General features: G+C 33.4%; 26 protein-coding genes, 3 pseudogenes and 1 other annotated feature. Of the genes and pseudogenes, 3 read left to right on the top strand and 26 right to left on the bottom strand.

Features of this window, described 5'->3' with window-relative positions:
- The 8 genes from DWW68_RS12685 to DWW68_RS12720 all read right to left on the bottom strand — a co-directional run.
- On the bottom strand, positions 1-339 hold a 339-nt coding region (locus DWW68_RS12685), incomplete at its 3' end, for a helix-turn-helix domain-containing protein (RefSeq protein WP_147365694.1).
- Positions 340-522: 183 nt separating this feature from the next.
- Positions 523-1,917 (bottom strand): FtsK/SpoIIIE domain-containing protein, encoded by a 1,395-nt coding sequence (locus DWW68_RS12690; RefSeq protein ID WP_008687115.1) that lies wholly within the window; start codon positions 1,915-1,917, stop codon positions 523-525.
- A 98-nt stretch (positions 1,918-2,015) separates the two neighbouring features.
- Complete coding sequence (locus tag DWW68_RS12695; RefSeq protein WP_008687118.1) at positions 2,016-2,780, bottom strand: MBL fold metallo-hydrolase; 765 nt, start codon at positions 2,778-2,780, stop codon at positions 2,016-2,018.
- 101 nt (positions 2,781-2,881) lie between these two features.
- Positions 2,882-3,265: a YdcP family protein gene (locus tag DWW68_RS12700; protein ID WP_008687119.1), complete on the bottom strand. Its 384-nt coding sequence runs from the start codon at positions 3,263-3,265 to the stop codon at positions 2,882-2,884.
- Positions 3,266-3,280: 15 nt separating this feature from the next.
- On the bottom strand, positions 3,281-3,607 hold the full coding sequence (locus DWW68_RS12705; RefSeq protein WP_008687121.1) for a YdcP family protein: 327 nt from the start codon (positions 3,605-3,607) through the stop codon (positions 3,281-3,283).
- Between the two features lie 244 nt (positions 3,608-3,851).
- Complete coding sequence (locus DWW68_RS12715) at positions 3,852-6,896, bottom strand: SrtB-anchored collagen-binding adhesin (protein WP_118590240.1); 3,045 nt, start codon at positions 6,894-6,896, stop codon at positions 3,852-3,854.
- 342 nt (positions 6,897-7,238) lie between these two features.
- Positions 7,239-7,391: a hypothetical protein gene (locus DWW68_RS13530; protein ID WP_158576910.1), complete on the bottom strand. Its 153-nt coding sequence runs from the start codon at positions 7,389-7,391 to the stop codon at positions 7,239-7,241.
- An 85-nt stretch (positions 7,392-7,476) separates the two neighbouring features.
- A complete protein-coding gene (locus DWW68_RS12720) occupies positions 7,477-8,544 on the bottom strand; it encodes a DUF234 domain-containing protein (protein WP_243053113.1) in 1,068 nt (355 codons plus the stop codon).
- Positions 8,545-8,677: 133 nt separating this feature from the next.
- On the opposite strand from DWW68_RS12720, the gene DWW68_RS13790 reads away from it, so the two are divergent.
- The 3 genes from DWW68_RS13790 to DWW68_RS12735 are packed head-to-tail and all read left to right on the top strand — an operon-like array spanning position 8,678 to position 11,778.
- Entirely contained in the window at positions 8,678-9,247 is a 570-nt protein-coding gene (locus DWW68_RS13790; RefSeq protein ID WP_021952055.1) for a hypothetical protein, read from the top strand.
- Between the two features lie 39 nt (positions 9,248-9,286).
- On the top strand, positions 9,287-10,684 hold the full coding sequence (locus DWW68_RS12730) for an MBOAT family O-acyltransferase (RefSeq protein WP_118590236.1): 1,398 nt from the start codon (positions 9,287-9,289) through the stop codon (positions 10,682-10,684).
- A gap of 11 nt (positions 10,685-10,695) precedes the next feature.
- A complete protein-coding gene (locus DWW68_RS12735) occupies positions 10,696-11,778 on the top strand; it encodes a DHHW family protein (RefSeq protein WP_118590234.1) in 1,083 nt (360 codons plus the stop codon).
- On the opposite strand, the pseudogene DWW68_RS12740 reads toward DWW68_RS12735, so the two are convergent.
- The 18 genes and pseudogenes from DWW68_RS12740 to DWW68_RS12820 form a co-directional block, all read right to left on the bottom strand.
- A pseudogene (locus DWW68_RS12740) lies at positions 11,746-12,180 on the bottom strand (Ig-like domain-containing protein); the annotation flags it as partial. The gene DWW68_RS12735 and the pseudogene DWW68_RS12740 overlap by 33 nt on opposite strands.
- 88 nt (positions 12,181-12,268) lie before the next feature.
- The gene (locus tag DWW68_RS12745; protein ID WP_118590244.1) at positions 12,269-13,237 is read right to left on the bottom strand and encodes a DUF3878 family protein; all 969 of its coding nucleotides are present in this window, start codon (positions 13,235-13,237) and stop codon (positions 12,269-12,271) included.
- Positions 13,238-13,249: 12 nt separating this feature from the next.
- Positions 13,250-14,146: a hypothetical protein gene (locus DWW68_RS12750; protein ID WP_118590230.1), complete on the bottom strand. Its 897-nt coding sequence runs from the start codon at positions 14,144-14,146 to the stop codon at positions 13,250-13,252.
- A 163-nt stretch (positions 14,147-14,309) separates the two neighbouring features.
- Entirely contained in the window at positions 14,310-14,771 is a 462-nt protein-coding gene (locus DWW68_RS12755; protein ID WP_118590228.1) for an 8-oxo-dGTP diphosphatase, read from the bottom strand.
- A gap of 14 nt (positions 14,772-14,785) precedes the next feature.
- A complete protein-coding gene (locus DWW68_RS13860; RefSeq protein ID WP_279220129.1) occupies positions 14,786-14,917 on the bottom strand; it encodes a hypothetical protein in 132 nt (43 codons plus the stop codon).
- Between the two features lie 97 nt (positions 14,918-15,014).
- Entirely contained in the window at positions 15,015-15,485 is a 471-nt protein-coding gene (locus tag DWW68_RS12765; protein ID WP_084812579.1) for a gamma carbonic anhydrase family protein, read from the bottom strand.
- A 29-nt stretch (positions 15,486-15,514) separates the two neighbouring features.
- A complete protein-coding gene (locus DWW68_RS12770; protein ID WP_158576914.1) occupies positions 15,515-16,507 on the bottom strand; it encodes an N-acetylmuramoyl-L-alanine amidase in 993 nt (330 codons plus the stop codon).
- 415 nt (positions 16,508-16,922) lie between these two features.
- Positions 16,923-17,057, bottom strand: a complete 135-nt coding sequence (locus DWW68_RS12775; RefSeq protein WP_021952044.1) for a UvrD-helicase domain-containing protein — start codon at positions 17,055-17,057, stop codon at positions 16,923-16,925.
- Between the two features lie 12 nt (positions 17,058-17,069).
- Positions 17,070-17,699, bottom strand: coding sequence for a non-canonical purine NTP pyrophosphatase (locus DWW68_RS12780; protein ID WP_021952043.1), 630 nt, complete (start codon positions 17,697-17,699; stop codon positions 17,070-17,072).
- A 232-nt stretch (positions 17,700-17,931) separates the two neighbouring features.
- Positions 17,932-18,159: a type II toxin-antitoxin system MqsA family antitoxin gene (locus DWW68_RS12785; protein WP_021952042.1), complete on the bottom strand. Its 228-nt coding sequence runs from the start codon at positions 18,157-18,159 to the stop codon at positions 17,932-17,934.
- Positions 18,160-18,161: 2 nt separating this feature from the next.
- Positions 18,162-18,470, bottom strand: coding sequence for a DUF4258 domain-containing protein (locus tag DWW68_RS12790; protein ID WP_118590222.1), 309 nt, complete (start codon positions 18,468-18,470; stop codon positions 18,162-18,164).
- Positions 18,471-18,543: 73 nt separating this feature from the next.
- Positions 18,544-18,909 (bottom strand): hypothetical protein, encoded by a 366-nt coding sequence (locus tag DWW68_RS12795; RefSeq protein WP_021952040.1) that lies wholly within the window; start codon positions 18,907-18,909, stop codon positions 18,544-18,546.
- 311 nt (positions 18,910-19,220) lie between these two features.
- A complete protein-coding gene (locus DWW68_RS12800; protein ID WP_021952039.1) occupies positions 19,221-20,921 on the bottom strand; it encodes a carbon starvation CstA family protein in 1,701 nt (566 codons plus the stop codon).
- Between the two features lie 79 nt (positions 20,922-21,000).
- Positions 21,001-21,257: a binding site (T-box leader), on the bottom strand.
- A 124-nt stretch (positions 21,258-21,381) separates the two neighbouring features.
- Positions 21,382-22,128: a copper homeostasis protein CutC gene (locus DWW68_RS12805; protein WP_021952038.1), complete on the bottom strand. Its 747-nt coding sequence runs from the start codon at positions 22,126-22,128 to the stop codon at positions 21,382-21,384.
- Positions 22,129-22,830: 702 nt separating this feature from the next.
- Entirely contained in the window at positions 22,831-23,307 is a 477-nt protein-coding gene (locus DWW68_RS13915) for a PDDEXK nuclease domain-containing protein (protein ID WP_347497919.1), read from the bottom strand.
- 2 nt (positions 23,308-23,309) lie between these two features.
- A pseudogene (locus DWW68_RS13920) lies at positions 23,310-23,918 on the bottom strand (DUF1016 N-terminal domain-containing protein).
- 149 nt (positions 23,919-24,067) lie between these two features.
- A complete protein-coding gene (locus DWW68_RS13630; RefSeq protein ID WP_118590220.1) occupies positions 24,068-24,742 on the bottom strand; it encodes a class I SAM-dependent methyltransferase in 675 nt (224 codons plus the stop codon).
- A gap of 278 nt (positions 24,743-25,020) precedes the next feature.
- Positions 25,021-25,228, bottom strand: a pseudogene (locus DWW68_RS12820) (hypothetical protein); the annotation flags it as partial.

A 25,228-nucleotide genomic window follows, 5' to 3' on the forward strand; every position in this document is an offset into this window, starting at 1 on the left:
ATAATGCTCCGTATAACTGTAATGTCCGTAATCTTCATGGAGCATATAATTGATATTCAGTTTTAATATATCTTTGATGATGTGCTGTATATCCAGCGTGGGAAAACGAATTTTCACATAATCAAACAGCATGGTAAGCGGTACTTCTGGATTGAACCTTGCCAGTTCCTTATGCAGAGTTTCCAGAAGTTCCTTTGACGGCTTCATTTTTCCACTTTCTATCTTGTTGAAATATTCCCTTGTGATACCAGAAGCCACCGCCAGCCTGCCTTGTGAGATACCGTAAGCAATCCGTTTCTCCCGTAATTCTTTTATCCGTTGTTCTTCATTCAGAACCATACCCCCAATCTGTAAAGTGTGAAGTTTTTTAAGGCGACTTCACAGCCGATTTTTGCTAGAAAACCATGCCAGAAGCCTTATGTTTCCTATGTTTTTTGTCTATTGTCTATTTGCAAACGTACCCCTCTGTTAGATACCGAGGGGTTTTACCTGCTGGCGTGGCTTACGCCACACCAGCAACAGCTAGTCCGTGCCGTCGCCTTTCGCTTCGCACGTCGCCGTCCCGTCCTGCCTTGCTTGTGCAAGAGAGCCGATAGTCTGCAAAAAATCATGTCCTTTCGGGACTAAAGGCGTGTAAAACTCACTGATAACACTTGTTCCCACATCACAATAGCCACGCCCCTTGATACGCTTCTGGAAAAACTGCTTTTTCACATCTGAACCGAACAGCATACCGTAGCCTAATTCGCTGATACGCCCCAATCCCACACGGAAATTAAAGTTATCCCTTATCCCGTCCGAGAAATACTTTGCGTCTGGGCGCTGGCAGGCGACAATAAGGAAATAACCTGCTTGTCGCCCTAACATAACGATTTTCTTTAGCTGGCTAAGTAAGCTCACGCTTTCTTTTGTCCCCAGCATTTCAAAAAACGCCACATATTCATCAAAGATAAGAAAGCAGGGTGGCAGTCCCAGATAGGCGTAGTTTTCGCCCGTCTTATAGTTCGGGTGTCGCTTCATTTCCTCGCTTCGTTGTACCATGCCCTCATAAAAGGCATTGACACAATCAATCATTTCTTCTTTGGTATGATACACATTTCCCATGACTGTTCCTAAGTCTGCTAAGTCCGCATTTTTCGGGTCTAAGATGTAAAGGACAGCGTTGGTATGCAGTAGGGCTTCAATGAGCGTCAGCAGAAAATAAGTTTTACCGCCACCCGTTCCACCAGCGATAAGGGCGTGTGGAAGTGCGTCATATTCCCAGACAAGATTTTTCATCAGTCTAAGACAGCCGTTCTCTGCCCGTACTTCATCAATGGTAATGCGGTTCGCTATCATATCATAAAGTAGGGTATATTCGATATAACCGTCATGCAGGGTCTTGTCTGTCAGCTCACAATACAAGCCACTTTCCAACTTATCCTCCAACCGTAAAAGCTGGTCTTGATATTTTCCCAGCGTAATTTCACAGCGGATATGAAGAAGTCCTTTTTCCATTTGATAATAAATCTTTGGAAACCAGACGATTTTTTCCCTTGATCTGCTTTGCAGGTCAGTAAAAAAACCGCTGTCTTGTACGGTATCGGCTTCATACCACTTATTTTCCAGTATCATTCTTGCCAGCTTTTGACGGTGCAGTAGCTTCTTGAAACTGTCGTAACAGAAGCGGTAATACCCAAAAGCGACCAATGCACAAACACCAGTCGCTATCAATATGGTTATGAAGTTGTAAGGGGAAAGCGTCAAGCCGTTTTCTAACAAGCTGAAATGCTCCCAGTCGGTACGCATGAGCTGTTTGCTATTCAGTAGCAGGAGAACTGCCACGAACACAAACAGAAGCGTCTCTATGGAAAAATGATAAACAAGGTGCTTGTCGCTGGCTCTGATACGGTGTCCTTTGTTCCAAATCATACGCATAAATCAATCACTCCTTTCTGGGTATGAAAAAAGCAGTCAATCCTAAGACTAACTGCTTTGTGTGTAGGGATATAAAATTGTAAAACTAAGATTGCATTTCAGATATGGATTTGAAACCCCTCATAGCTGAATATACCATTCCCTTGTTTTAATTTCCCTTCATTTGACAAGTTGTGAAAAGCTGTCTCTATCTTGTCAATTATAGTAACTGGAATAGATAAATGATGATGTCCTGGCAAAATTCGACTTATCTTTAAAGATTGAATTTTTCTAACAGACTTCCAAAATTCTTGTGGGTTTGTTGATGGATAAAAAGCATCAAGGCAACCGCTATATATCAAATCGCCGGAATACAGATATTTTCTATCCGCTTCATAGAAACAACAATGTCCGGGAGAATGACCGGGCGTGTGAATAACTACCAACTTTCTGTTCCCTAAGTCAATACAATCTTCATCATGTAAAATCATTTGCGGAACCCCTTGAAAAATCTGATATTTCTCTACCTTAAAATCCGAGGGGAAATCACATGGATTGCACATAATATTGTTTTTTACCACTTGCAAAGGTATAGGGAATTTGACCGATAGCCATTCTTTTTCTGCTTCATGAACTGCAATAGACCGAAAATATTTATGTCCACCGATATGATCCCAATGAACATGAGTAGTGATTACTGTAACGGGCAGTTTCGTCAATCCATCAATAACCTCTCTGATGTTGGAAACACCTAAACCTGTATCAATCAGAATGGCTCTTTTTGTCCCACACAATAGATAACAATGTGTTTCTTCCCAGTGTTTGTATTCGCTGATGACGAATGTATCTTGGTCTATTTGTTCGACGGTAAACCAACTGTCCATATACTATTCTCACTCCCTAAAAATTTTAATTTGTCGCTTTCTTCATACCCATATTATAACAGTTCCGTATATCCTCTACAACGAAAATCTATTCAGCAAGTCTATTTTTTCGGTTGTCCCTGCGGTGTATGGTTCTGTGTATTGCCTGCGTTCTGGTTGCTTTTATTCTTCAATACAATATCCTCTGCCTTTACATACCAGTCCACATCTGCACCCGTATAGGTTTTTCTTGATACCGTATCGGCTACTGGATTGACAAGCTCCACAACTGCATTGTAAGGAAATTCCCTTAACGGTACTTCTGGCGGTACGGACACGGGGATAATTCCACCATGCAGACTGCACTTCAAATCATAGATACGCTTTTTAAGCTGGGTACTCGGTGTCCCGTCCTCATTCTGCAAGAACACATCACGTACCGCTGTAAATTTTAATTCTCCAAATGTTTTCTCTTTGTCAATAACAAACCCGTTTGATAATCTCATAAATTTTCCACTCCTTTACTTTTCTTCAACTGCTACAATATCATCAGCAACTAATACATAATCGGTATGTCCCATATCCCCGATTGCGTAACCTCTGCCGTATAACTTCGGATTGACAAGTTTTACTTTCTGCTCATACTTGAAATGCTTTTCGCCAGCCTGCACAGGAATTTCCACCACAACATTTTCGCCTTTCTGTATGTCAGAATAAAGGTTATAGCTTCGTCTGGCTATGACCTTGCGATTGTTTTTATCTCTTTCAAAGATAGGCTCGCTTTCCCCTGCAAATTCAAGAGTTCCAAAAGACTGTGCCATATCTGGCACGACATATTTCATTTCCATATTGTTTTACCTCGTTTCTTTCTATTTTGATAATTGATAAGTTAATTGATTGTGATTTCTTATTCTAGCGGTTTGGGAAGTACCAGCAATCCCACAGATAGTAAAGGGTAAAATCAATGCTTACGCACCCTTGACTATCCGTGTTCTTGCAGGTTGTTGGCAGACAAGCCAGAATAAGCAAAAATCTGCCGTTTGACCGCTTCGGCGGAGAACGTGATTTTTCTTTCATCATACCGTTACCGCCTTATGATTTTTTCATTTTACGGAGTTTGTAAAGATATGTTCCAGCCAGTCCACCAGCAGACGCAAGCAACATCACGATAAATGCCATTACATTTGTACTGTCGCCCGTTTTTGGACTGTCGCTAGGTCTGTTAGGCTTTTCCGGTGTCGGTGGTGTTTCGGGTTTCTCTGGTTCTTCTGGCTTTTCCTTAAAAGTAATCGTCTGTCCCTCGTCCTCAATATCCTTATGCTCGGTAACTTTCTTCGGCTCGTCTGGATTGCTTAAATCGTATAATTCCTCAAAAGTTACAAGCTGTTTTCCGTCAAGGGAAGTAGCGTCAAAGGTAAAGACAACTTCCACTTTCATGTTTTCGCTGTCAGCAGTAAAGGTGTAATCACTTTCCACACGTTTTCCATTGATAAGAAACTCTGCATTTTCTTCTTTCAACATCTGCCAGCCCACAAGTTTGTACTGTGTACCGACTTCTAAGCCCTCTAAGGTTACGGTATCAATGATTGTAACGTCTTTTCCTGCTTTAAGCTCTTTATTGCCGTCCTTATCGGTAGCAGTCGTATGAATTTTGATGATACGCTCTGTGATAAGTACCGTCTGCCCGTCGTCCTCAATGTCCTTGTGTTCCGCAACTTTTACGGGTTCGTCTGGATTGCTTAAATCATACAATTCCTCAAAGGTAACAAGGTTCTTGCCACCTAAAGCAGACGCGTTGAATGTATAGGAAATTTCCACTTTCATTTCTTCATCATCAGCGACAAAGGTATAATCGTTTTCTACACGTTTCCCGTCAATGATAAGCTCGGCGTTTTCTTCCTTTAACATCTGCCAACCTTTGAGCTGGTATTTTGTGCCTTTTGTAAGTCCGTCTAATTTGACAGTATCAACAATCGTAACCTCTTTTCCTGCAAGGATAGTCTTTTCGCCGTCCTTGCTGGTTGCTGTGGTATGGATAGAGATTTCTTTTTCGTATTCATCAGTCAAAGTCCCTAAATCAATCACAAGATTATTTCTTGATACCACGATTTCAAAAGGTGGGATAAGTTCAAAGCCTTTGTTACTGTTGCAACGCATTTCTTCAATGATGTAGGTATCATAAGGCAATGCACCTTTGCTGTCGTCTGGTTCAGAAGTTCCAAACCACACACCGTCCTCGCTGGTCTTGCCTGCGTTAGTATTGTGCTTGTGAGAAGCCCAGTCAGCAGAAGTGGAGAATTGCCCGTTATCATCAGTTACCACCACATGATTTTCGCCCGTCGTCTTGCTTGTGATCCTAAAGGGAACATCAGCAAGACGCTTGTGTGTGCCTGCACCGATTTTTACGCCCTCAATATCGCCACGCTTAATCTGATTATAGATAGAATGGGCTTCGTCGATTAAGTCCACGATTTTTCCGTTTTCTGTGATTGCAAAATCAATCGGTTTTGCACCGTCTGTCAAATATCCGTTTGGAGCTTCACTTTCAGCGATACTGAAATTTCCATAAGGTAAAAGGTCAGCAGAAGTGGAAGCGACACCCTCAAGGTTTGTATGAATAGTCTTTACGACTTCATTTTTCTTGTAGAGCTTGCCCTCAACCAATACCGCATTATCATTTAAGGAAATGATGTCAAAGGCAGTATCTTTCAAAGTGGCACTTCCTTGTGGTTTGGTATCGCCCGTTTCTAAATCTCGTTTCTGAATTTTGACACCGCCACGGATAACCTTGTCTGATACGGAAAACTGGTTACTTCCAGATAATACGGCAAGGTCGCCGTCCTCGGTAATCTGTGTTACATATAAGCCTTTTATCTGTTCGGACTTATCGCCAGCCTGCATATATGCACCCTCTAACAAGTAGCCGTTTGGAGCTTTTGTTTCTTCTACGGTTAGCGTCCCAAGTGGAAGAACCGCTTTGCTGTCCTGCATATAGAAGCTGTCGCCAGATACCTTGTATGCGTCCGCTAATTTTGTAATGTAGTGGGCTGTCCCGTCGCTGTCTGTTTCAGCGATTGTCTTTGTAACCCATGTACGAGTAGCTTCGGCAGGGAGATTGTCTTTATTATAGAAGCCAGCATAATACTTCCATGTAAATTCCGCGCCTGCTAGAGAAGCGTTCCCTTGCGGATTGTTTTTCTGTGTTTCCATGTCAATCTTGAAAAGCTCAATCAAAGTGTCCGTTACTTTTGGCGTATCAGATACTTTCAAAGTCGCTGTCTTTCCAGCTTCAACCTTTAAGGAATATACAGTTTTATCTACCTTATATCCTGCTGGTGCGGATAATTCCTTGATATAGATTGTGCCTGCTTTTACCTCTACAACATCTGTATTTCCGTTTTTATCAGTCGTAAGGGTGGCAAGCTGTTTTGTGCAGTCCTTATCAGCAAAGACACCGTATGTTGCACCAGCAATAGAGTAATTTTCGTTACCGTCTGTAATGCCGGTATTACTGGAAGTCTTTTGAAGTGTAGCATTTCCGACATTCAACTTCGCCCAGAATTGCCCTAATTCCTGTCCCTCGCCAGAGTAGATATAACCTCCACATTCATAGCGTCCTTTATTTTCTTTGACAAAGGCTCTTGCACCAGAGAAAACTTCGTCCTGCGTTGCCTTTGGAATTTCATCATAAGAAGCTCGCACGTTATCACATTGCCAGCCGAGATGTACGCTCAATCTCTGCCAGACTACACATTGTTCCAATAGATAAACTTGTTTGTAGTTCAGTTCCTTGTGGGCTTCGCCATACTGTTTGACATATTCTAAGGATAACGCCACATCTGAAATCTGGTCGGCACTCATGCGTGAGCTTGCGTCAGCTCTGGTCTTGTAGCCATTCTTAAAATCTGTATTGATGTCGATACAATAGGCAGTTTCGCCCTCAACTTTCATCATGCCCTCATTGAATGTAGAACCAATAGAACCGTCATTCATTACTTTTTCAATGATACCGACACGCTCTGCACTTTCCGTCCAGTATTGCTTGCTTTCTGCATGAACGGGTGTAGTCGGTAAAGCAGTAACGACAGTTGCAAGAGCTAAGAAGCCCGTACACAATCGTTTTAATATCTTTTTCATAAATCTAATGCTCCTTTCATTTTGGGTAATAAAATAGCCGTCCAATAAGAACGGCTGAAAATAGAAAAGGAACGTCATTTTAGGCGTTCCATAGTCTATGAAATATTCAATTTTTTCTTGTTTCAATACTGATGTGCTGTACCATATCTTTGCATATCTAGGAAAACTTGCGTATCAAGGCTCATTCGTTGGTAGTAAATAAGTAGTAAATTGATGAGTTTGTTTCCTTGAAAATGCTGATAGATACTGTATTTTAGCGGATAATCAGATTTTTATTGTGTTTTTTGGATTAAAAACTACCAACCTTCGCACCAGAAAGCAGGTAGTTTATGCTTAATATATTTAAACAGTTAAGCCCAAAATTGCATTGTCATACAAAAATTGCTTTAACTTCTTCATTTTCATTCCGCAATATATATTTTCATCTAGTTTCTTCTTTGCCAAGAACAAATTCTGTTCTGGCAATAAATGAAATTTATCTTTAAATTTTGACATTGTAATATCCCCTTCTCTTTTACTATATCACATTTGAACAGCTTGCATGTGTCTTTTATAACTCATATGTTTCTGTGCAACAAACTTAATATAACTCCTTTAATTCTATCAACTCTACATTGCTTCTATTTTTGTTTTTAAATCCGGATTTAGAAATAAATACATATTTGTAGCAATTTAATCCCGCAGCCTCTACCTGCTTTATTTCCTTATCTATTATTTCATCTGTAATTGGTTTATTTTTGAATTTAACTTCATAAAAAACATATCCTTTTTCATCTTCAGTTACAACATCAAATTCACCATTGTTATGTTCTTTAGGATTGTCATAGTAATATTTTCCTATCTTCTCAATAACCGGCTCAATCTCTCCCTTTCTGTTTTTTCTAATCAGATACTGGCGACATATCGACTCAAACATATGGGGAACATACTGTTCTTCAAAATCTTTTTCTATATATTTTTTATAAAATACATTGGAATCCATAATATTCATCTGAGATGAGTATTTAAAGATATACTTGTAATAAAATAACGAAAGATTATCAGAAATATAATATCCTGTCTTTCTTTTATTGTTTTCATCATTTATGGGACTTGTTTTTATAACCACTTCCATCTTCATTAATTTGTCAAGCACGTCCACGAGCGTTGGTCCGCTAGAGACATGAGATTGTGATAATATGTCACTATATTTGTGATACCCTTTTGCTAACGCTTCAAAAACTTCATTTACATTTACTATTTTTGAAATTTCAGAATTTAAATACATTGATACTTCATTTTCCAATCTTGCTCCCGGCGAAGCAATAAGTTCAATAATGTTCTCTTTTACACTCTTAGAATCGTCCACTAATCTGTTATAATATGGTATACCTCCAAACACAGAATAAATTCTTACTCTATCCTCTTCTGAATATTTAGGATAAAACAATGAAGACTCATAGTAATCCATCTGTCGCAAGTTAATCGTCAAATCAACTCGTCCATATAAAGGATTTGAATGTTCTAAAAGTGACCTCATTACATCAACATACGAACCTAATATTATCAGCGATAATTTAGATTTATCTCTATACTTGTCAATTAATGCCTGCAATATACTGTCCATACCACTAACTGATTCCCTTATATATGGGTACTCATCCAACACCAAAATAATCTTCTCTTCTACAGATAATTCAAAAATGTATTTAAGTACAGTTTCTATATTTGTAAAACCTAATACTTTTTCTGGAAATTCTAGTAAAAATGTGATAGAATTTTGATAATAGGAGGAAAAAGAAATGAAACAAAAAAAATTTTTTATAATAGGTTTGATATTATTAGCAGCTATCTCATTTATAATATTCATACTAGTATCAGGTAGTGGTAACAAAGGTAGTGGTAACAAAGGTAATGTTGAAACACCAAAAGCCATTAATGACATTAATGACGTTATTAATACTATAAATAAAAATAACAAAAATGTTTTACCCGAACTTGAAACTATGAAAGTAGATATAAAGAATATTGATGAAGTTACTAGTTATACTGGATTAAAAACAAATGATGGAATCGAATCAATTGTTGTATCAGAACCATTGATAACAGCACAAGCTTATTCAGTTGCTATTGTTAAGGTTAAAGACAATGCTGATGTAGAAAAAATTAAACAAGAGATGTTAGATAATATTGATATGAGACGTTGGATTTGTGTTTCTGCAGAACAATTATATATCACAAATAGTGGTAATGTAATATTTTCTGTAATGGCTGATAAAGATGTTGCTAAAGCAGTATATAATGATTTTAAGAAATATGTAAATAATAATATTGGAAAAGAATTAGAAAAATCAAATGACGAAGAAAAATAATGAAGAACCTTTTAAGGTGCCTTTTTAAAGGAGGATAAGATGTTATTTAGTAGTATTAGTTTTTTATATTATTTTTTACCAGCATTAATAATTATATATTTTATAACACCTAAAAAATATAAAAATATTATTTTATTAATTGCATCTTTATTATTTTATCTTTACGGAGAACCTAAATATGTTTTTTTAATGATTGCAGAAATTATTATTGCTTATATAGGTGCTATTTTAATTGATAAATATAAAAATCAAAGTGAAAATATATTAATAACAACTTTAATTATACATATATTTTTATTAATAATATTTAAATATACTGATTTTATCATACAATCAATTAATGATATATCTAATGCTAATATTAAATTATTAAATATTGCATTACCAATAGGAATATCATTTTATACATTTCAAATTATGAGTTATCTTATTGATGTATATAATGGTAAAGTTAAAGTTCAAAAAAACATTATAAATTTAGCAACTTATGTGTCTTTATTTCCACAGTTAGTCGCAGGACCTATTGTTAGATATCAGACAGTAGAAAAAGAATTAGATGATAGAGTACATAGTTTTAATAATTTTTCATATGGTATTAGAAGATTTTCTATTGGACTTGCTAAAAAAGTATTAATAGCTAATGCTTTGGGAGAACTTTGCACTAAAGCTTTTGCTCTAAATGAAACAACCGTAATATTTTATTGGATATTTGGTATAAGTTATATGCTACAGTTGTATTTTGATTTTTCAGCTTATAGTGATATGGCTATTGGTCTTGGAAGAATATTTGGATTTCATTTTCCTGAAAACTTTAATTACCCATATATATCAAAAAGTATAACTGAGTTTTGGAGAAGATGGCACATCTCTCTTAGTACATGGTTCAAAGATTATGTTTATATTCCACTTGGAGGCAATAGAGATGGTAAATATAAACAAATAAGAAATATTTTAATAGTATGGTTATTAACTGGAATATGGCATGGTGCTAATTGGACTTTTTTAATATGGGGATTATTGTTTGGAATTCTTCTTATAATAGAAAAAATATTCCTTAATAAATTTATGGAAAAATTACCTTCTTTTATAAGAAGAATATATGTATTATTTATTGTTATGATATTATTTGTTATATTTAATTCTGACAATATGTCAGAGGCTTTGATTAATATTAAAGGGTTATTTGGTATGAATGGAGAGGTTTTTATTAATGATTATACACTTCATTATTTAAAGAGTTATTTACCAATATTAATTATTGCTATATTTGGGGCTACTCCTTTTATTAAAACATTAATAGATAAATTAAGAAAAAATAAATATCTAAATAACATAATTAATATTTTAGAACCAATTTTAATAGTTATAATATTATTTGTTGTTACTTCTTATCTGATAGATAATTCATATAATCCATTTTTATACTTTAGATTTTAAGGAGGTTATACATGAACGATAAAACTAAAGATATAGTTGTAACTTTAGTATTTCTTTTTACTATAATTTCGTTATTTTTGATTAATGTTACAATAAAAGATACTGATATTTCTATAGCAGAGAGAAGAAAACTTGCTACCATGCCAGAATTAACTACTAAAAGCTTGTTTGATGGTACATATTTTAAGAAATTTGATTCCTATGTTACGGATCAATTTATCAAAAGAGATACTTTTAGAAAAATTAAAATAGATATAGAATTATCTACTAAAGGTGAATACAACAATTTATATATGTATGATGATTATATTGTTGAAGAAATATTTCCTTTAAATACTAATTCTATTAAAAATTTAACAAATAAGATTAATTATATAAAAAATACATATTTGAATAATAATAGTAATATATATTATACTATTATTCCTGATAAAAATTACTTTGTTAATAAAGGTAATTTAAAACTTGATTATAATAAATTACAAGATATGATGAAAAATAATTTAACAAATCTTAATTATATAAATATATTTGATAAATTAACACTTAATAATTATTATAAGACAGACACTCATTGGAAACAAGAAGATTTATTTAATGTCGCAAATACTATTGCTAATCAAATGAATTTTGATATAACTAATAACAATGTTGAAAATACAATTACTACTTTTAAGGGTAGTTATGCTGGTAGACTATCAGTAACTAAAGATATTGATACTATAAAAACTATATCTAATCCATCTATTGATAATAGTAGTGTGTATAATTATGAAACTAAAAAATATACAAAAATATATGATTATGATAAAATAAAATCATTAGATAAATATGATATATATTTATCAGGAGCATCTTCTATTATAGATATTGTTAATCCTACTTCAAATAGTAATAAAGAATTAATTGTTTTTCGTGATTCTTATGGCAGTAGTTTAGTTCCTCTATTAATAGATGGTTATAGGAAGATTACTGTTATTGATATTAGATATGTTTCTTCAAAGATTCTGAATAATTATATAAAATTTGATAATCAAGATGTTCTTTTTATGTATAGTATATTATCTATAAATAATAGTTTTTCTATGAGATAAGGAATCTTTTTTGGTAACTAAAACTCCTTTTGAACTAATCTTTGCATATTTTTTATTATTGACAGACCATTTTACAGTTTTGTTAGTAGCATCGGAATTTATAGTTATTTTAATCTTTGTTTTATTACCTGCTTTTATAGTCTTTGGTGCCTTTAATGTTATTTTTTTTACTAAAATTCTATTTATTTTTAATTTTATTGACGATGTAATATTGCTGCCATCTGTGGTCTTTGCAAATATAGTTACTGTCTTACCAGCTCCTGCTTTCTTTGCAAAAACATTACCATTTGAATCCACAACTGCGTATTTACTATTACTACTTGACCATAATAATTTTGTGGTTGTAGCATCATATGGCAAAATAATTGGAGACAATTTTATCTGCTTTCCAACGTTGATACTATAATTATTCTGTAAGTCTTCTGTCTTTTTATTATGTTATGTATTTGCAATACAATAATTGTTTAATACTTCTGTTTCTTATTTTACTTTATTTTATTTCCTGTATTTCTACTTTTGTGTTTATCAGGCTTTTCTTCCATATCATAAGATACACTTTGTATTCTATGGAATCAGTTGCCACAACAAAAGGCTCTTCCACGAATATCTCTGACTTTATCTTTTTGTGTTTTAACTTGTTCTGAAGTTGCTTTGCCCTTGTCAAAATCTTCTTATGCTCATTGTCTGCAGCTTTTCCAAACTTTCTTGTTGGATAATTCTTTGTTGCTTCTGTCATTTTTTCCATAAGACTTTCCACAACTTTTCTGTGAGACTTTCTATGTAACATAGTTGCTATAACTTTTGCAAGCTTTCTGTTCTTAAACTGCTTATATAAAACAAGAACCTGATAAAGCATTTTGTCCTGCTGCTCTCTTGCCACCTTAAGCATAACACTGATTGTCTTGTCTGTTGGCTCCCACGGATTGTCCCTTGGCACAAGATACTTCTCAGGCACCGAAGGATAAAAGCAATAATTAAGCGGTGGAAAATCTGTAAGATTAGCCAGCTCTTTCTCCAAATCATTACAATACTTTTCTCCCAAATAATCAAGTTTATCTCTGAGAATTGAAATTTTGTATTCAAGCTGTCTTAAATATTCATAACCTTCAATCCAAAAATGTGCAGTTCTTCCGTAATTATACAAATTAACTTCAAAACTAACATCCTCAAAAAATACAGTACACACCGAATCTTTCTGATGCACAACCAAAACATATTCACCATTTCCTGTACTGTCATTTTTTTGAACTATCAGGGATGTATTAATCTCTCCCTGATAGTCCTTTATATATTCTCCTGTAATTCTTGCATTTTCAAATACAATAAAACTTTCAACCGCATCATTCATAAGATAAATAACTTTAAGCCTGTTATCATCTACCTTATCTGACACAAGTTCAAACTGATTCTGTTCTATTAAATTATCTAACTTTTCAAAAATATCTTCTCTTTTGCTCATAATCAATCTTTATCAACCCCAGCCCGGAACTTTTTTAAACAACATCTTCCTGCCCCAGCTTGATTTCTTTTTACTTAGGTAAATCCAACCTTTCTTTCCTGATTTTGTTTTTACATAAGCATAAGCATTAATTGGCTTTTCCTCTCCGTACTTGCCCTGTGGACGTTTTGCCACATTCTTCATTGGTTTAATTTTTATGATTTTAATCTTGTCACCTTTTTTGACTGTAAATTTCACCTTTGACTTCTTTGATGCTTTTTTGTAAACCTTAATATTACTCTTAGCCTTATACTTATACTTCTTTGAACTTCCTACAAGATTATATGTTCCTGTAGTTGTTATAATCTTGTTATTCTGTAATTTCAATGGAATGTTAGCATAAAAACAGCCAATTGGCAATGAATATGGTGTATCTACCACAATATTAAATCTGCCGTTGCCTTTTACATTGCTAAAAGAATACTCTCTTGTATAATTCAAAGCCTTGTTTTTATCGTTATCAAATTCTACAATTGACGCACCATTCCATCTCTGAAATGAACTGTAATCCATAACATCCGAATAGCCTCCAATCTGCAAATTCAATTCCAAAGTATTATCACTACTGTCAATATCAAGAACCGTATACTTAGCCCAAGTGTCTGTTAACTTCTTAGTGTAAACATTCTTATCATTTATAAACAAACTTACACTATTAAAGAAGTCATTATCATCTTTATTAACCTGAGTTGTGTACTTAATCTTCTCCGCCTGCCCATCTCCATTCAAGTCAAAATAATAATCCTTGTTCAGTTCAAGTGTCTGGTTAGTTGCTGCGTAAACATTGACATTGCTAAGCAAAAATCCTGCTGTAAAAGCAAAAAACAATGCTCCAAAGATTGATAAAGATTTTTTTAAATTTCCTTTCATGATCTTGTCCTCCTGTTCATACACTTATAACTTGATTGTACTATTGTTTCGGGAGAAATCAATATGGATTTTCTTTTTTCGTGGTTGTGACAATTGAAACGTTTTCATCTTTATTTTATCATAAATATTTTTTAGAAGTATTTCTCGAATATTTTATGATTTTTTAATAGATTTGCACTGCCTTTTCAACCAATTTTTCATTTTCATAAACAAGCTTTAATGTAAAAAATCTTTCTTCATTATCAAGCAACAACTTTAGAAAAATAGCATCCCCTTCCCATGTTGGAAGTTTAGGCACTTCCGTCTTGCTTACCCATTCCAATTCTCCCTCGTCGCAGGTAATAATCTCTCCACGAAAATCGTCCGATGTAAAAAGGCACATCATTTCAGGCTCACAGTCATCACTTACAAAAGTTAGCAAACCTCTAAACTTATACGCCAACAATTCCAAGCCTGTCTCCTCTTTTACTTCTCTTAAAAGACATTCCTCAGGGCTTTCATTTCCTTCTGCGTGACCGCCTACGCCAATCCACTTATCCTTATTAATGTCATTTTCTTTTTTAGTTCTATGTAACATTAAATATTTTTCATCTTTTTCTATGTAACACAAAGTCGTAACTTTCATCCAAAAATCCACCTCTAAAACCAGCTAAGAATTATTACCACAAACGCCAATATTGCTATTGCACCAAACAGCTTAAGTGATTTCATCAACTCTTTATATGTTAAACTATCTTTTAATAAAATATCTTCTTTGGTTAATGATTCCATTTTCATTGTCCTTCTAATTTTTATTAAAAAACAAATATCCAACATGCAAAGTACCAAGCATATAATGCCTAAGATTGTTCTTATTGTTACTAGCATTCTACTTTACCTCCTGCATCATTAATTTCACATATTCTTCTGCATTCTCTCTATTGTCTTCTATTTCTGCTTCGGTAAGATTTCGGATAACTTTAGCAGGATTACCAAATGCCATTGAATTGTCAGGGATTTCCATTTTTCCCGTTACTAAAGCACCGGCACCAATAATGCAATTCTTGCCTACTTTTGCTCCATTCAGAAGAATGCTTCCCATTCCAATAACTGTATTGTCGCCAACTGTACAACCATGAACTATGGCGTTATGACCTATTGTTACCCCATTGCCAATGGTTAACGCAAAGCCATTACCTGTGTGCAATGTGCAATTGTCCTGCACATTAGAATTATCGCCTATTGTTATTCCTTCCATATCACCACGAACTACCGCATTGTACCAAATCCCAACATTGTTGCCTATTTCAACATTTCCTACAACGTGTGTTCCCGGTGCTAAAAATATATTTTTGTTCAAAATTCTTCTCCTTTACAACAATTATATACTTATTTCTTCTTTTTAAGCTTTCCTGTTTTCTTACTAAAAGTATATCTTTTTCCTTTGATTTTCTGTTTGCCTTTAAGCATGCCTTTTGTCTTTGAAAAATAGTATTTAGCATTTTTGTATGTTACCCAGCCGTTTTTTCTTTTTCCACTTTTCTTGAAGAAATAACTTTTCACTCCGTCTGTGTAAATCTGATTAGTTACTACAACTCCGTTACCTTTTGCCAAATAACTTTTACCACTAATAGTAAACCAACCGCTTGTCATTTCTCCAGTCTTCGGATTCAGATAAAATTTGTTTCCTGCTTCTTTAAAGAAACCTTTATTCATAACGGCTGTTTTGTTGTTAAAGTGATACCACTTTCCGTCTTTTTTTACCCAGCCTGCTATTTTATTTCCTTCCTTGTCAACAAAATATGTCTTGCCTGAAATTATCTGAAAATCACCTTCGGTGTTTTTTGCACTAAGCTTGTAATAATTAATAATGCCCTTTGCATCTGCACTTAACCTTTTTGCCAAATGATTTCTTGCTGTAAGGCAATCGCCTAGCTTAAGTTTTTTAACGCACTTGCTATTAGTTCTTGTCATATAAACAGTTACATCTGAATATTTATTTAAGTAATTTCTACAAACCTTGCCAATGTCCAAATTAACATCCTCTTCTTTTAATCCATTGCCCCTTGCACCTATATGCTTCTTGCAATGTCCCGGATCAAGCAAAATAACCTTAGACTTGACTGGATTCAAAGTTGACTTTTTAATATTTGATGCTTTGGTAGTTTCCTGTGGCTTTGTAGTTTCTGCGAGCTTAGTTGTCTCTGTAGTTTTTGTACTTTCAGATGGCTTAGTTGTTACTGCTTCTACGGATGTTGTAACCTTCTCTCCTGAAACCTCAGCCTTTGTCTGAGTAGAAAATGTAGCTATGCTCATCAATGTACATATCGATAAAATTCCAAGTGCATATTTTATTGTTTTAAATATTTTGATGTTGTTCATGTTCATACCCCTTTGTATTATCTCTTATTTTTCCACTTTTTCAGTATAACATATGCACTGTTGTTTTCAATTAACTTCTTTTCCATCTATTGCATTCTTTACATCCGTTTCAGCGTAATGTCCTGATAAAACTATCTTTCCTGCATCTTTTCCGTCAAAAGAGAATGTGGTAGCTGACTTTCAGGTTATCTGCCATCAAAATAATCTAACAACATCTGTAGTTCTTCGCTTCTTCCAATATTATAATACTACAGCAATAGCGAATTAAACTGTTCAATATATTTATCCATAATAGTCATAATACCTGCACCTGAAGAAATCAAAATCTTATTTTCAAGCAATAAACCGGTTCGTTTATTACCATTCCAGAAGAAGTGTCCTCTTGCTCCCCATATAAATGTAACACAATTTAGTTTTATGCAAAAACTGTAGTCTTTCCACTTCCGGGTACAGCTAAAAGCAGTGTAGGCTTTTCGACGCTCTGCACTGCTTCTAACTGTTGTTTATTTAGATTTATATTAAATTTGGTTATAAATTCCTGTAGTGTCATGATATTTTTCTCCTATTTAATCCCCAAGGCTTCCTTCAAAAATCCTACTATTCTCTTTTCATACTCACCATATATTATATTTTCCTTACTTTCAGTATCACTGCCATCAACAAAATATCTTCCTGTTTCTCTACTAACCGACAGAGAATCAAGTGGCCATCCCTCAAATCTTTTAGAGGACGCTTTATCTATCATATAAAAAGCGCCTATATTTTTTGCTGACTCTCTATCCATAAATGACGAAATCATACCATTGTTATATACAGCTATACCGTCCAGATAATAGGCAGACACCTTTCCGCCAAGCTCCGCTATAAGGTTTGAATAATACTCAATCATTTCTTCATCTGATAATCTGCTCATTCCCATTGGAGTTCTGACATTTAATCCCGGTTGTCTCTCATCTTCTAAACTTAGTTCCTCAAAATATAATCCTGAATCATTACAAATCACCCTATCAAAATATTTGCCATAATATCTTGCTTTGCATATTGCATTTTCTTCCGGCGTTTTTCCTGTCTCATCCGGTTCATCTTTTATTTCTAAATCTTTTAATGTTATAAATTCTATATTATAATTTTCTAACAATTTAGAAAACCTCTTTACCTTTGACGGATTAGTTGTTCCCAGTAGCACTTTCATCTTTCTCACCTTTGTAAATTACTATAATATAATTTTAGTTTTCATATGAAATACTTTCCTTTTTAGATAACCAACATGCTTTTTTGCAAAACCCCCTGCACACCATGTATGCAGGGGTAATTTCTTATAATTATATCACTTACCAGTATATTAATTACTTGTTAGCGATAGCTGCCTGAGCTGCTACATATCATAGGCTTACTACAGCCACTCCTCTTTCTGCTTTATCTTTTTATGCTACCTTTGAATAATCTAACACTGCAATTTCCTGCATCATTTGCTTTGCTAAATTAACCATCTTTTCTAACTGTTCAGCTACTTCGTCTGTATAATACTTTTCTCCACACTGCTCACATTCTTCACAAGGAACATTTTTAATTACAATGATACTATTTTTGTAATTAACAACATGAGTTGTAGTACTTTGTTTAACTGTATCACATTTGCAAAACATACACATATCTATTTCCTCCTTGTCTTTAAATCTTTTTCAAACTTGATTGTATTTGGAAAGTATGCTGTAATAATATAAATATATTTTCCATCACTTCCAGCAACAACATGTATTATTTTATCATTTATAGTATATCCAAAAATTAAACAACTAGGATGTGGAAAATCATCTGGATAATCTTCAATTATTTCACCTTCCAAAACACATTTTTTAACATCTGCTCTTGAAATGTCTCTTTCCTGCATCCTCTCCAAACAATGTGCAGACCATCGAATAGCGTTTTCTGAAATATACTTTTTTAATTCATCTATTTGCACTTTAACACCTCTTTCCAAATAAGTCTACGACTTTTGTTCTATATTTATATTATACTTATCCGTGTGTTAAATATCAATTAAACATTTTTTCTTTTCTCCCCCTTTGGTGCACAATAGTAATGCTATATTCTGTAGCTGAAATATATAGTTCAGGAATCCACTGTTCGCCCTTGTTTTCAACTAATATATCTTTAAACTCACAATCCTCTTTGTCTACAAAATATTTTTTCATTATTTTGCTATGTTCCTTCTCTTCATCAGATATCAATAGGAAAACGCATCCTCCATCTTCTTCTAAGCTTCTTTCGATTCCGTAATTCAAATCTAATACATTCAATACTCTTTTTATTTCTTCTTCTACTGTTAAAGGAATATTATATGTTTTACAATCATTTAATAATTGTATATTTTGTTTTTTCGTCCAATATGTTTTTACCATCTATTTGCCTTTCTCCCTTTTTACCTGATTTCTATGCTGTACTACAACCTTTAAAATTGTTGTCGTCATAGTTATGGCAGATAGCATTAACTTGAATTTCTTATCATTCATCTATTAATTTCTTTCCCACAAAACAATGTTTGTGTATATAATATTAATCAAAATAATTCCTAGTCCTAATCCCACTATATATTCTTTCACGCAAATCTCCTTTTCAAAAAAATAAGGTGCTGTAAAAAAAGACTGTCATATTAACAATGATTTTCTATCATTTTAATATGACAGTCTTTATAACTTACTTACGTCTCATTTTATGCAACTTCTTTTTCTTCATTTTTTTCAAATAACTTCTTTACACCCTGTACGGCAACAATTACACCAAGGATTAAAAGTAATACTGCAAAGATTAACTGTAATGTATTTCCAAGTGATAATCCTGTTGTAGCAAATGCTCCACTTAATTTGTAAATTGTCATTCCAAGGGCTGTAAATGTAACTGCCATCATGAAGAACATTGGTACCCATAACATCCAACCCTGACGTTTTGTTTTCTTTAAGAATACTGCACAAGCTACTAAAGCAAGTACTGATAACAACTGGTTTGCTGAACCAAATAATGGCCAAATTTCTGCATAACCAACTTTTGCAAGTAAGAATGCAAGAACTAATGTAATAACTGTAGCAAAATACTTATTTGTTACTACCTTCTGGAATGGTGTCATATTATCATCAGTTACTCCTTCATCTAAGAAGAATTCCTGGAATGAAAGACGACCAATTCTTGCAACTGAGTCAAGTGATGTTAAAGCAAAAGCTGAAACAGCAAGGTTAATTAATGTAAATACTAAATTATGTGGTAAACCAACTGCTGATAAGAAGTTTGCAATTGCACCTGCAAAAATCTGTGGCTGTGTTGTTAAGCCCTGTGCTGCTGCTTCTCCTTTTGCAAATGAAGCAACTGCGATTAATGCGATTACACCAAGCATACTTTCCATAAGCATTGCACCAAATGATACAGGTAACATATTCTTTTCATTTTTAATTTGCTTTGAAGCTGTTCCTGATGAAACAAGTGAATGGAAACCTGATACGGCACCACATGCTATTGTTACAAATAAAATTGGGAACATATACTGTCCATCTACGTTGAAACTTGTAAATGCCTGTAAGTTACATGAAGGATTTGAAACAAATATACCTACAACTGCACCTACAATCATAAAAATTAATAAATAACTGTTTAAATAATCTCTAGGCTGCAATAATGCCCATACAGGAACTACACTGGCAATAAATATATAAGCGAATATAAAAAGATGCCATGTTTCTCTTGTTAAATAAACAGGGAAGTTTAAACCAATTACAACTGCTGCTACTAACATTGCAATTGCTATTACTGTATTTACCCATTTATTTAATTTTGCATATTTTAAAATCATTCCAAGTGCTACTGCTTCAAAAATAAATAAAATTGAAGTCATTGCTACTGCACCATTTGCTGAGATTTTTTCTACTGCCTGTCCTGCAACTTCAGGTACTGTAAATCCGTTAAATGTTCCGGCTACAACATCTGCAAATGCTGCAACTACTAAAATACAAAATAACCAACAGAAAAGTAAGAATAATTTCTTTCCTAATTTTCCAATATATTCTTCAATTATGTAACCAATTGTACGACCTTTGTTCTTAACTGATGCATACATTGATGCAAAATCTTGAACAGCTCCGAAGAACACACCACCTACAAGCAACCATAATAAAACAGGAAGCCAGCCAAAAACTGCTGCCTGAATAGGTCCATTAATAGGACCCGCACCTGCTATTGATGCAAACTGATGTCCAAATACTACATTTGTATCAGCCGGTACATAATCAACTCCATCCTGTAATTCATATGCCGGAGTTTTTGCATTAGGGTCAATGCCCCATTTGTTTTGAAGATAACGACCATAAAGAAGATACGCTCCTCCAAGTACTACAATCGCAATTACCATCATTAAGATTCCATTCATTTGTATTACCTCTCTTTTGTTATTATTTAGATAGTTTATTCTTTTATTACAAAAGAAAAAGCCTTCATTGTCTTACGACAACAAAGGCGAAAATATCAATTTCGTGGTACCACTTTGTTTGAAATAATTATTACTAATTAAAACCACTCATCACTGTCACATCCAACAGCTTCTTCTGTAACGTGAAGACTACGTCTCTGCCTACTCACTATAAAAAGTTTTGGGAGAGATGCTCCAGGGTGATGTTACAACAATTCTTTTCTTCCGATTCTCAGCTACCTCGGTTCTCTGTAATCAAGACACTTTATTGTAATGTATCCCTTTCTACGCAACTAACTATTACTTTTTACAAGCTCTGTTTTATCACTTATTATTAAATCATGCAACAATAAATTTATTATTTTTCTACAATTTAATTATTTAAACTATGTCCAAATTATTTGTATAATTATATTAAGCATTATTTTAATAATTTTAATATTTCAGCTGTTTTTCTTATATTTTTTTCGTCTGTTCTATAAATTTCATATTCACTTAACCCGGGAATTCCCATATTAACATCATCATTTCGATATTCCATTTTGCTGTTTTCTACAACCTTACCTGTCATATGAAAGCTTTTTGCCCCGGTTATTTTAGCTATTTCCTTAATATTATCTGAATTTACACCTGCACCAACTAAAATCTCTATATCACTTGATCTTTCAACTAGTTTTTTAATTAACTTTACACCTTCAATACAACTATTTTTTTGTCCTGAAGTCAATATTGTATCTACACCTAATTTTCTAGCGGTCTCAAATGCTTCAAATGGATTTTTGCACATATCATATGCTCTATGAAGAGTAACTCTGCATCCTGTTGCCATATTCATAATTTCCTTCATATATGCCTCATTCAAACTTCCATCAGGATTAAGACAACCTATAACAATGGCATTTGCTCCTTCTCTTGCAAATTTTTCACTTTGTCTGCACATTATCTCAAATTCTGATTCTGTATAGCAAAAATCTCCAAATCTTGGTCTTATCATAACATTTATTGGAATTTGAATTTTATTTCTTATTATTTTAAATAACTCTAAATCAGGCGTTGTTCCTCCTATAATAATATTTGAACATAATTCAATTCTAGTTGCCCCTCCATTAGTTGCCGCAATAGCTGATTCTACAGAATCCACGCATACTTCTAACACATAGTGATTCATTCTTTTTTCCTCTTTTTATAATATATTTATTTTTATTCATGACTATTATTAAAAACAGTTATCAAAACGGAACAATTTTTGTATTCCTTAAGTTTTACATCTTCGTCAATATATCTATTATACATAAAAGACAGCATATACACTATGCGTATTTAAATAATTACGCTTCTTAATGTTTATCCTAATTTCTTCCCTATTATTCGATATAAACTATATTATCTTACAATACCCTGATAACAACAAACGCCAAGAGTAAAACCTACTTTTTCTGTAGATTACTTCTTGGCGTTTTTTATTGTTATTAAATTGTCTTTCCCAGGTCTGACCTAATTAGTTTAACATAAAGATTTTTTTATTCATAAAACTGTAACTGCTAAAATTTTTTTATTTTCACAGTAGGAATGTGAAAATAATAGTTTTACAAAATGCACTTCCCGACATAATGTCGCAAAGTTAAAGTTTATTCTGCTAAACTTTTTGTTTGTTATTAAATCTTTATGGCTATATTTTACTCTATTAATATTGCAATGTCGAATTCTAGGGTGATCTATTTTTGTAGAAAAATACATCTACTATGGTTTATTTTTTAGAAATAATAAAAAAAAATGGTTGGGACACGGGGTCCCAACCTGATAATAACCTTTCCAAATATACATATGCAAAATGTAGTAACTCATTAGTATTTCTATACTTTAATAAAAACTACTCGTCATTTTCCTGTTGTTGCAAATAAAACATTGTTTTCTGATTTTCAATCTCTGCTCTTAATTCTTCCTCTGTTGGTAAGTATAACTTATATTTTGATGCAAAAAGCTGTTCATTACCATGAAGAATAGAATACTTTGCAATATCCTCATCTGTATCAGAACAGAGTACAATTCCAATTGTAGGATTGTCTCCTTCACTACGTTTAAGTTCGTCATACATCCGAATATACATATCCATCTGACCTACATCCTGATGTGTAATTTTCTGCGTTTTCAAATCTATTAGTACAAAACATTTGAGAATATAGTTATAGAAAACAAGATCAATATAATAATCCTGCTTTTCTGTATGAATATGTTGCTGTCTTGCCACAAAAGCATACCCTTTCCCTAATTCCATCAAAAACTTCTGTAAATTTGACAAAATACTATTTTCTAAATCACTCTCAGTAAAATCTGTATTTAAAGCCATACCTAAAAATTCTGCAATAACCGGATTTTTATAAATTCTAACTTATCATTCTGATATTCCTTGGTTAGTTCATTCATTTCATTTTCTACAAGATCCTTCTTTTGAGTCTGAAGCATACGGTAATAGTACTGTGAAGAAACATTACGTTGTAATGTTCTAACACTCCATGCTTGTTGAAGCGCTTCTTTCTCATACCATTCACGTGCCTTTTCATCTTTTACTTGTAATAAAATGCGATAATGTGTCCATGATAATATCGGTTGAGATTTTCCACTCGCTGAGTGGAAAATCTCTGGATAAGTTTTATAAAATGAATAAAAATTGTATAGATTTGTTTTTGTAAAACCTTTTCAATACTCTGTTGATAATTCCTGAGATAATTTCTTTATTATCTTTGTTCCATACTCTGCCCGCTTTTCACCATGCAATTCCTCACTGGCGATTCGATAGCCCATCATCCAATTTCTCTGCACAAGAGTCATATTAACTGCCTGATGTGCAGCTTTCTGTGAGGATTCAATAATCTGTCGCATGTCTTTTAATATATCATCTGTCTCAATAAAATTATCCATAATACTATTTTGACCAGTGTTTATTAGTTTATTCTCCATATGTATTATTCTCCTTTACCACTTCTTGATACTGATTTTTTTCTGCAATAGTGCCTTAACCATTTTATCTCTATCCTTTTTTTTGCTACAAAAGTAACTACACTTGTTTTCAATTCACATATTCCACTATCTTTCGGAATATCATATTGCTAATCCACCACAGTAGATTTTAATACTGTCCATTCACTAAAAGCTTTTTCAAAAATCCTTTGCATTTCTTCTGTAGGTAAGCATACTTCAAATTGTGGAAGCATTTCATTTCCTGTTTTCTTGTCAAACTCTTTTATATTAGAATTTACAACTAAACATACAATGCCATTTTTGCGGATGCCATGTTCTATTTCTCGCAATTTATTAACAAAGGTTTCTTTTGAATCTACGTGTTCCAAAGATGATACCGCCATTACTAAATCATAATTTCTTTCTTTAATTTGATAATCATCAATCGATTTAACTATTCCACATATATTTGATGTAACACCATATTCATCAGCATTAGCATAAAGTTTTTCGATAGCTAAATCCAGTATATCCACACAATCTATTTTACACAACCTATCATAATAATGTCGAGCAATACATATGCAATTTCTTCCTACTCCACAACCTAAATCCAAGACATTAATTTCTTCGTATTTATCAAACAGAGGTATCAAATCTACTACTGTTTTTATTGGTCTTATTAGCCAACTACCCTCTTTATATAGTTCGGCATTAGAATATATTTCTATATGTGATTTTCTTTCGTTTTTACGTATTTCTTTTAATCTCATTTCTTCCATTTTTCTTTTGTATCTTTTATTTTTACTCCACTGATTTATCACTTTTTTGATCTCCGTTATGAGTTGTTCTTTATTGGTAATATAATAAATATATTTTGATGCAAAATATTACTTACTAATCCTTCTAAAGCATATTCCGCAACCACTGAATCTTTATCAGTGCAAAGAATAATACAAGTTGGCTTATTAGATTCTTCGTCATTTACTATTTGCCAATAGCCCTAATTTTCAGCCTATATTTCAAAATCTGGAGCTTATGACAAGCTTATAACTATAACGCACTACAATTTTGTTGTAAATAAATCATAATATAAATATTCTTAATTTAATGTTCCTAATTTAATTTTACTATCTAATTCCCATAACGCAGTTTTATTACTATCATACCTAAGTCTTTTTAATGCGGTATTGTAATCAACCCATTCATATTCCGTATGCTCTTGAGACAATTCCAAAATTGTTGTATCCATCCTAACAGCAAATGTATATTCAGGAATAACCAAACAATTTTCACCCCATATTTTTCTT

The organism is Eubacterium sp. AF16-48 (assembly GCF_003479405.1).
Taxonomy (GTDB): Bacteria; Bacillota; Clostridia; order Lachnospirales; family Lachnospiraceae; genus Eubacterium_G; species Eubacterium_G segne.

Coding starts and splice junctions, on each gene's coding strand:
- DWW68_RS12775 (WP_021952044.1), bottom strand. CDS start 17,057: ATGACACTACAGGAATTTATAACCAAATTTAATATAAATCTAAATAAA.
- DWW68_RS12780 (WP_021952043.1), bottom strand. CDS start 17,699: ATGAAAGTGCTACTGGGAACAACTAATCCGTCAAAGGTAAAGAGGTTT.
- DWW68_RS12745 (WP_118590244.1), bottom strand. CDS start 13,237: ATGAGCAAAAGAGAAGATATTTTTGAAAAGTTAGATAATTTAATAGAA.
- DWW68_RS12785 (WP_021952042.1), bottom strand. CDS start 18,159: ATGTGTATGTTTTGCAAATGTGATACAGTTAAACAAAGTACTACAACT.
- DWW68_RS12770 (WP_158576914.1), bottom strand. CDS start 16,507: ATGAACAACATCAAAATATTTAAAACAATAAAATATGCACTTGGAATT.
- DWW68_RS13530 (WP_158576910.1), bottom strand. CDS start 7,391: ATGTCAAAATTTAAAGATAAATTTCATTTATTGCCAGAACAGAATTTG.
- DWW68_RS12805 (WP_021952038.1), bottom strand. CDS start 22,128: ATGAATCACTATGTGTTAGAAGTATGCGTGGATTCTGTAGAATCAGCT.
- DWW68_RS12700 (WP_008687119.1), bottom strand. CDS start 3,265: ATGAGATTATCAAACGGGTTTGTTATTGACAAAGAGAAAACATTTGGA.
- DWW68_RS13860 (WP_279220129.1), bottom strand. CDS start 14,917: ATGGAATCATTAACCAAAGAAGATATTTTATTAAAAGATAGTTTAACA.
- DWW68_RS12755 (WP_118590228.1), bottom strand. CDS start 14,771: ATGAAAGTTACGACTTTGTGTTACATAGAAAAAGATGAAAAATATTTA.
- DWW68_RS12750 (WP_118590230.1), bottom strand. CDS start 14,146: ATGAAAGGAAATTTAAAAAAATCTTTATCAATCTTTGGAGCATTGTTT.
- DWW68_RS12715 (WP_118590240.1), bottom strand. CDS start 6,896: ATGAAAAAGATATTAAAACGATTGTGTACGGGCTTCTTAGCTCTTGCA.
- DWW68_RS12730 (WP_118590236.1), top strand. CDS start 9,287: ATGTTATTTAGTAGTATTAGTTTTTTATATTATTTTTTACCAGCATTA.
- DWW68_RS13790 (WP_021952055.1), top strand. CDS start 8,678: ATGAAACAAAAAAAATTTTTTATAATAGGTTTGATATTATTAGCAGCT.
- DWW68_RS13915 (WP_347497919.1), bottom strand. CDS start 23,307: ATGGCTTTAAATACAGATTTTACTGAGAGTGATTTAGAAAATAGTATT.
- DWW68_RS12735 (WP_118590234.1), top strand. CDS start 10,696: ATGAACGATAAAACTAAAGATATAGTTGTAACTTTAGTATTTCTTTTT.
- DWW68_RS12705 (WP_008687121.1), bottom strand. CDS start 3,607: ATGGAAATGAAATATGTCGTGCCAGATATGGCACAGTCTTTTGGAACT.
- DWW68_RS12695 (WP_008687118.1), bottom strand. CDS start 2,780: ATGGACAGTTGGTTTACCGTCGAACAAATAGACCAAGATACATTCGTC.
- DWW68_RS12690 (WP_008687115.1), bottom strand. CDS start 1,917: ATGCGTATGATTTGGAACAAAGGACACCGTATCAGAGCCAGCGACAAG.
- DWW68_RS12800 (WP_021952039.1), bottom strand. CDS start 20,921: ATGAATGGAATCTTAATGATGGTAATTGCGATTGTAGTACTTGGAGGA.
- DWW68_RS12795 (WP_021952040.1), bottom strand. CDS start 18,909: ATGGTAAAAACATATTGGACGAAAAAACAAAATATACAATTATTAAAT.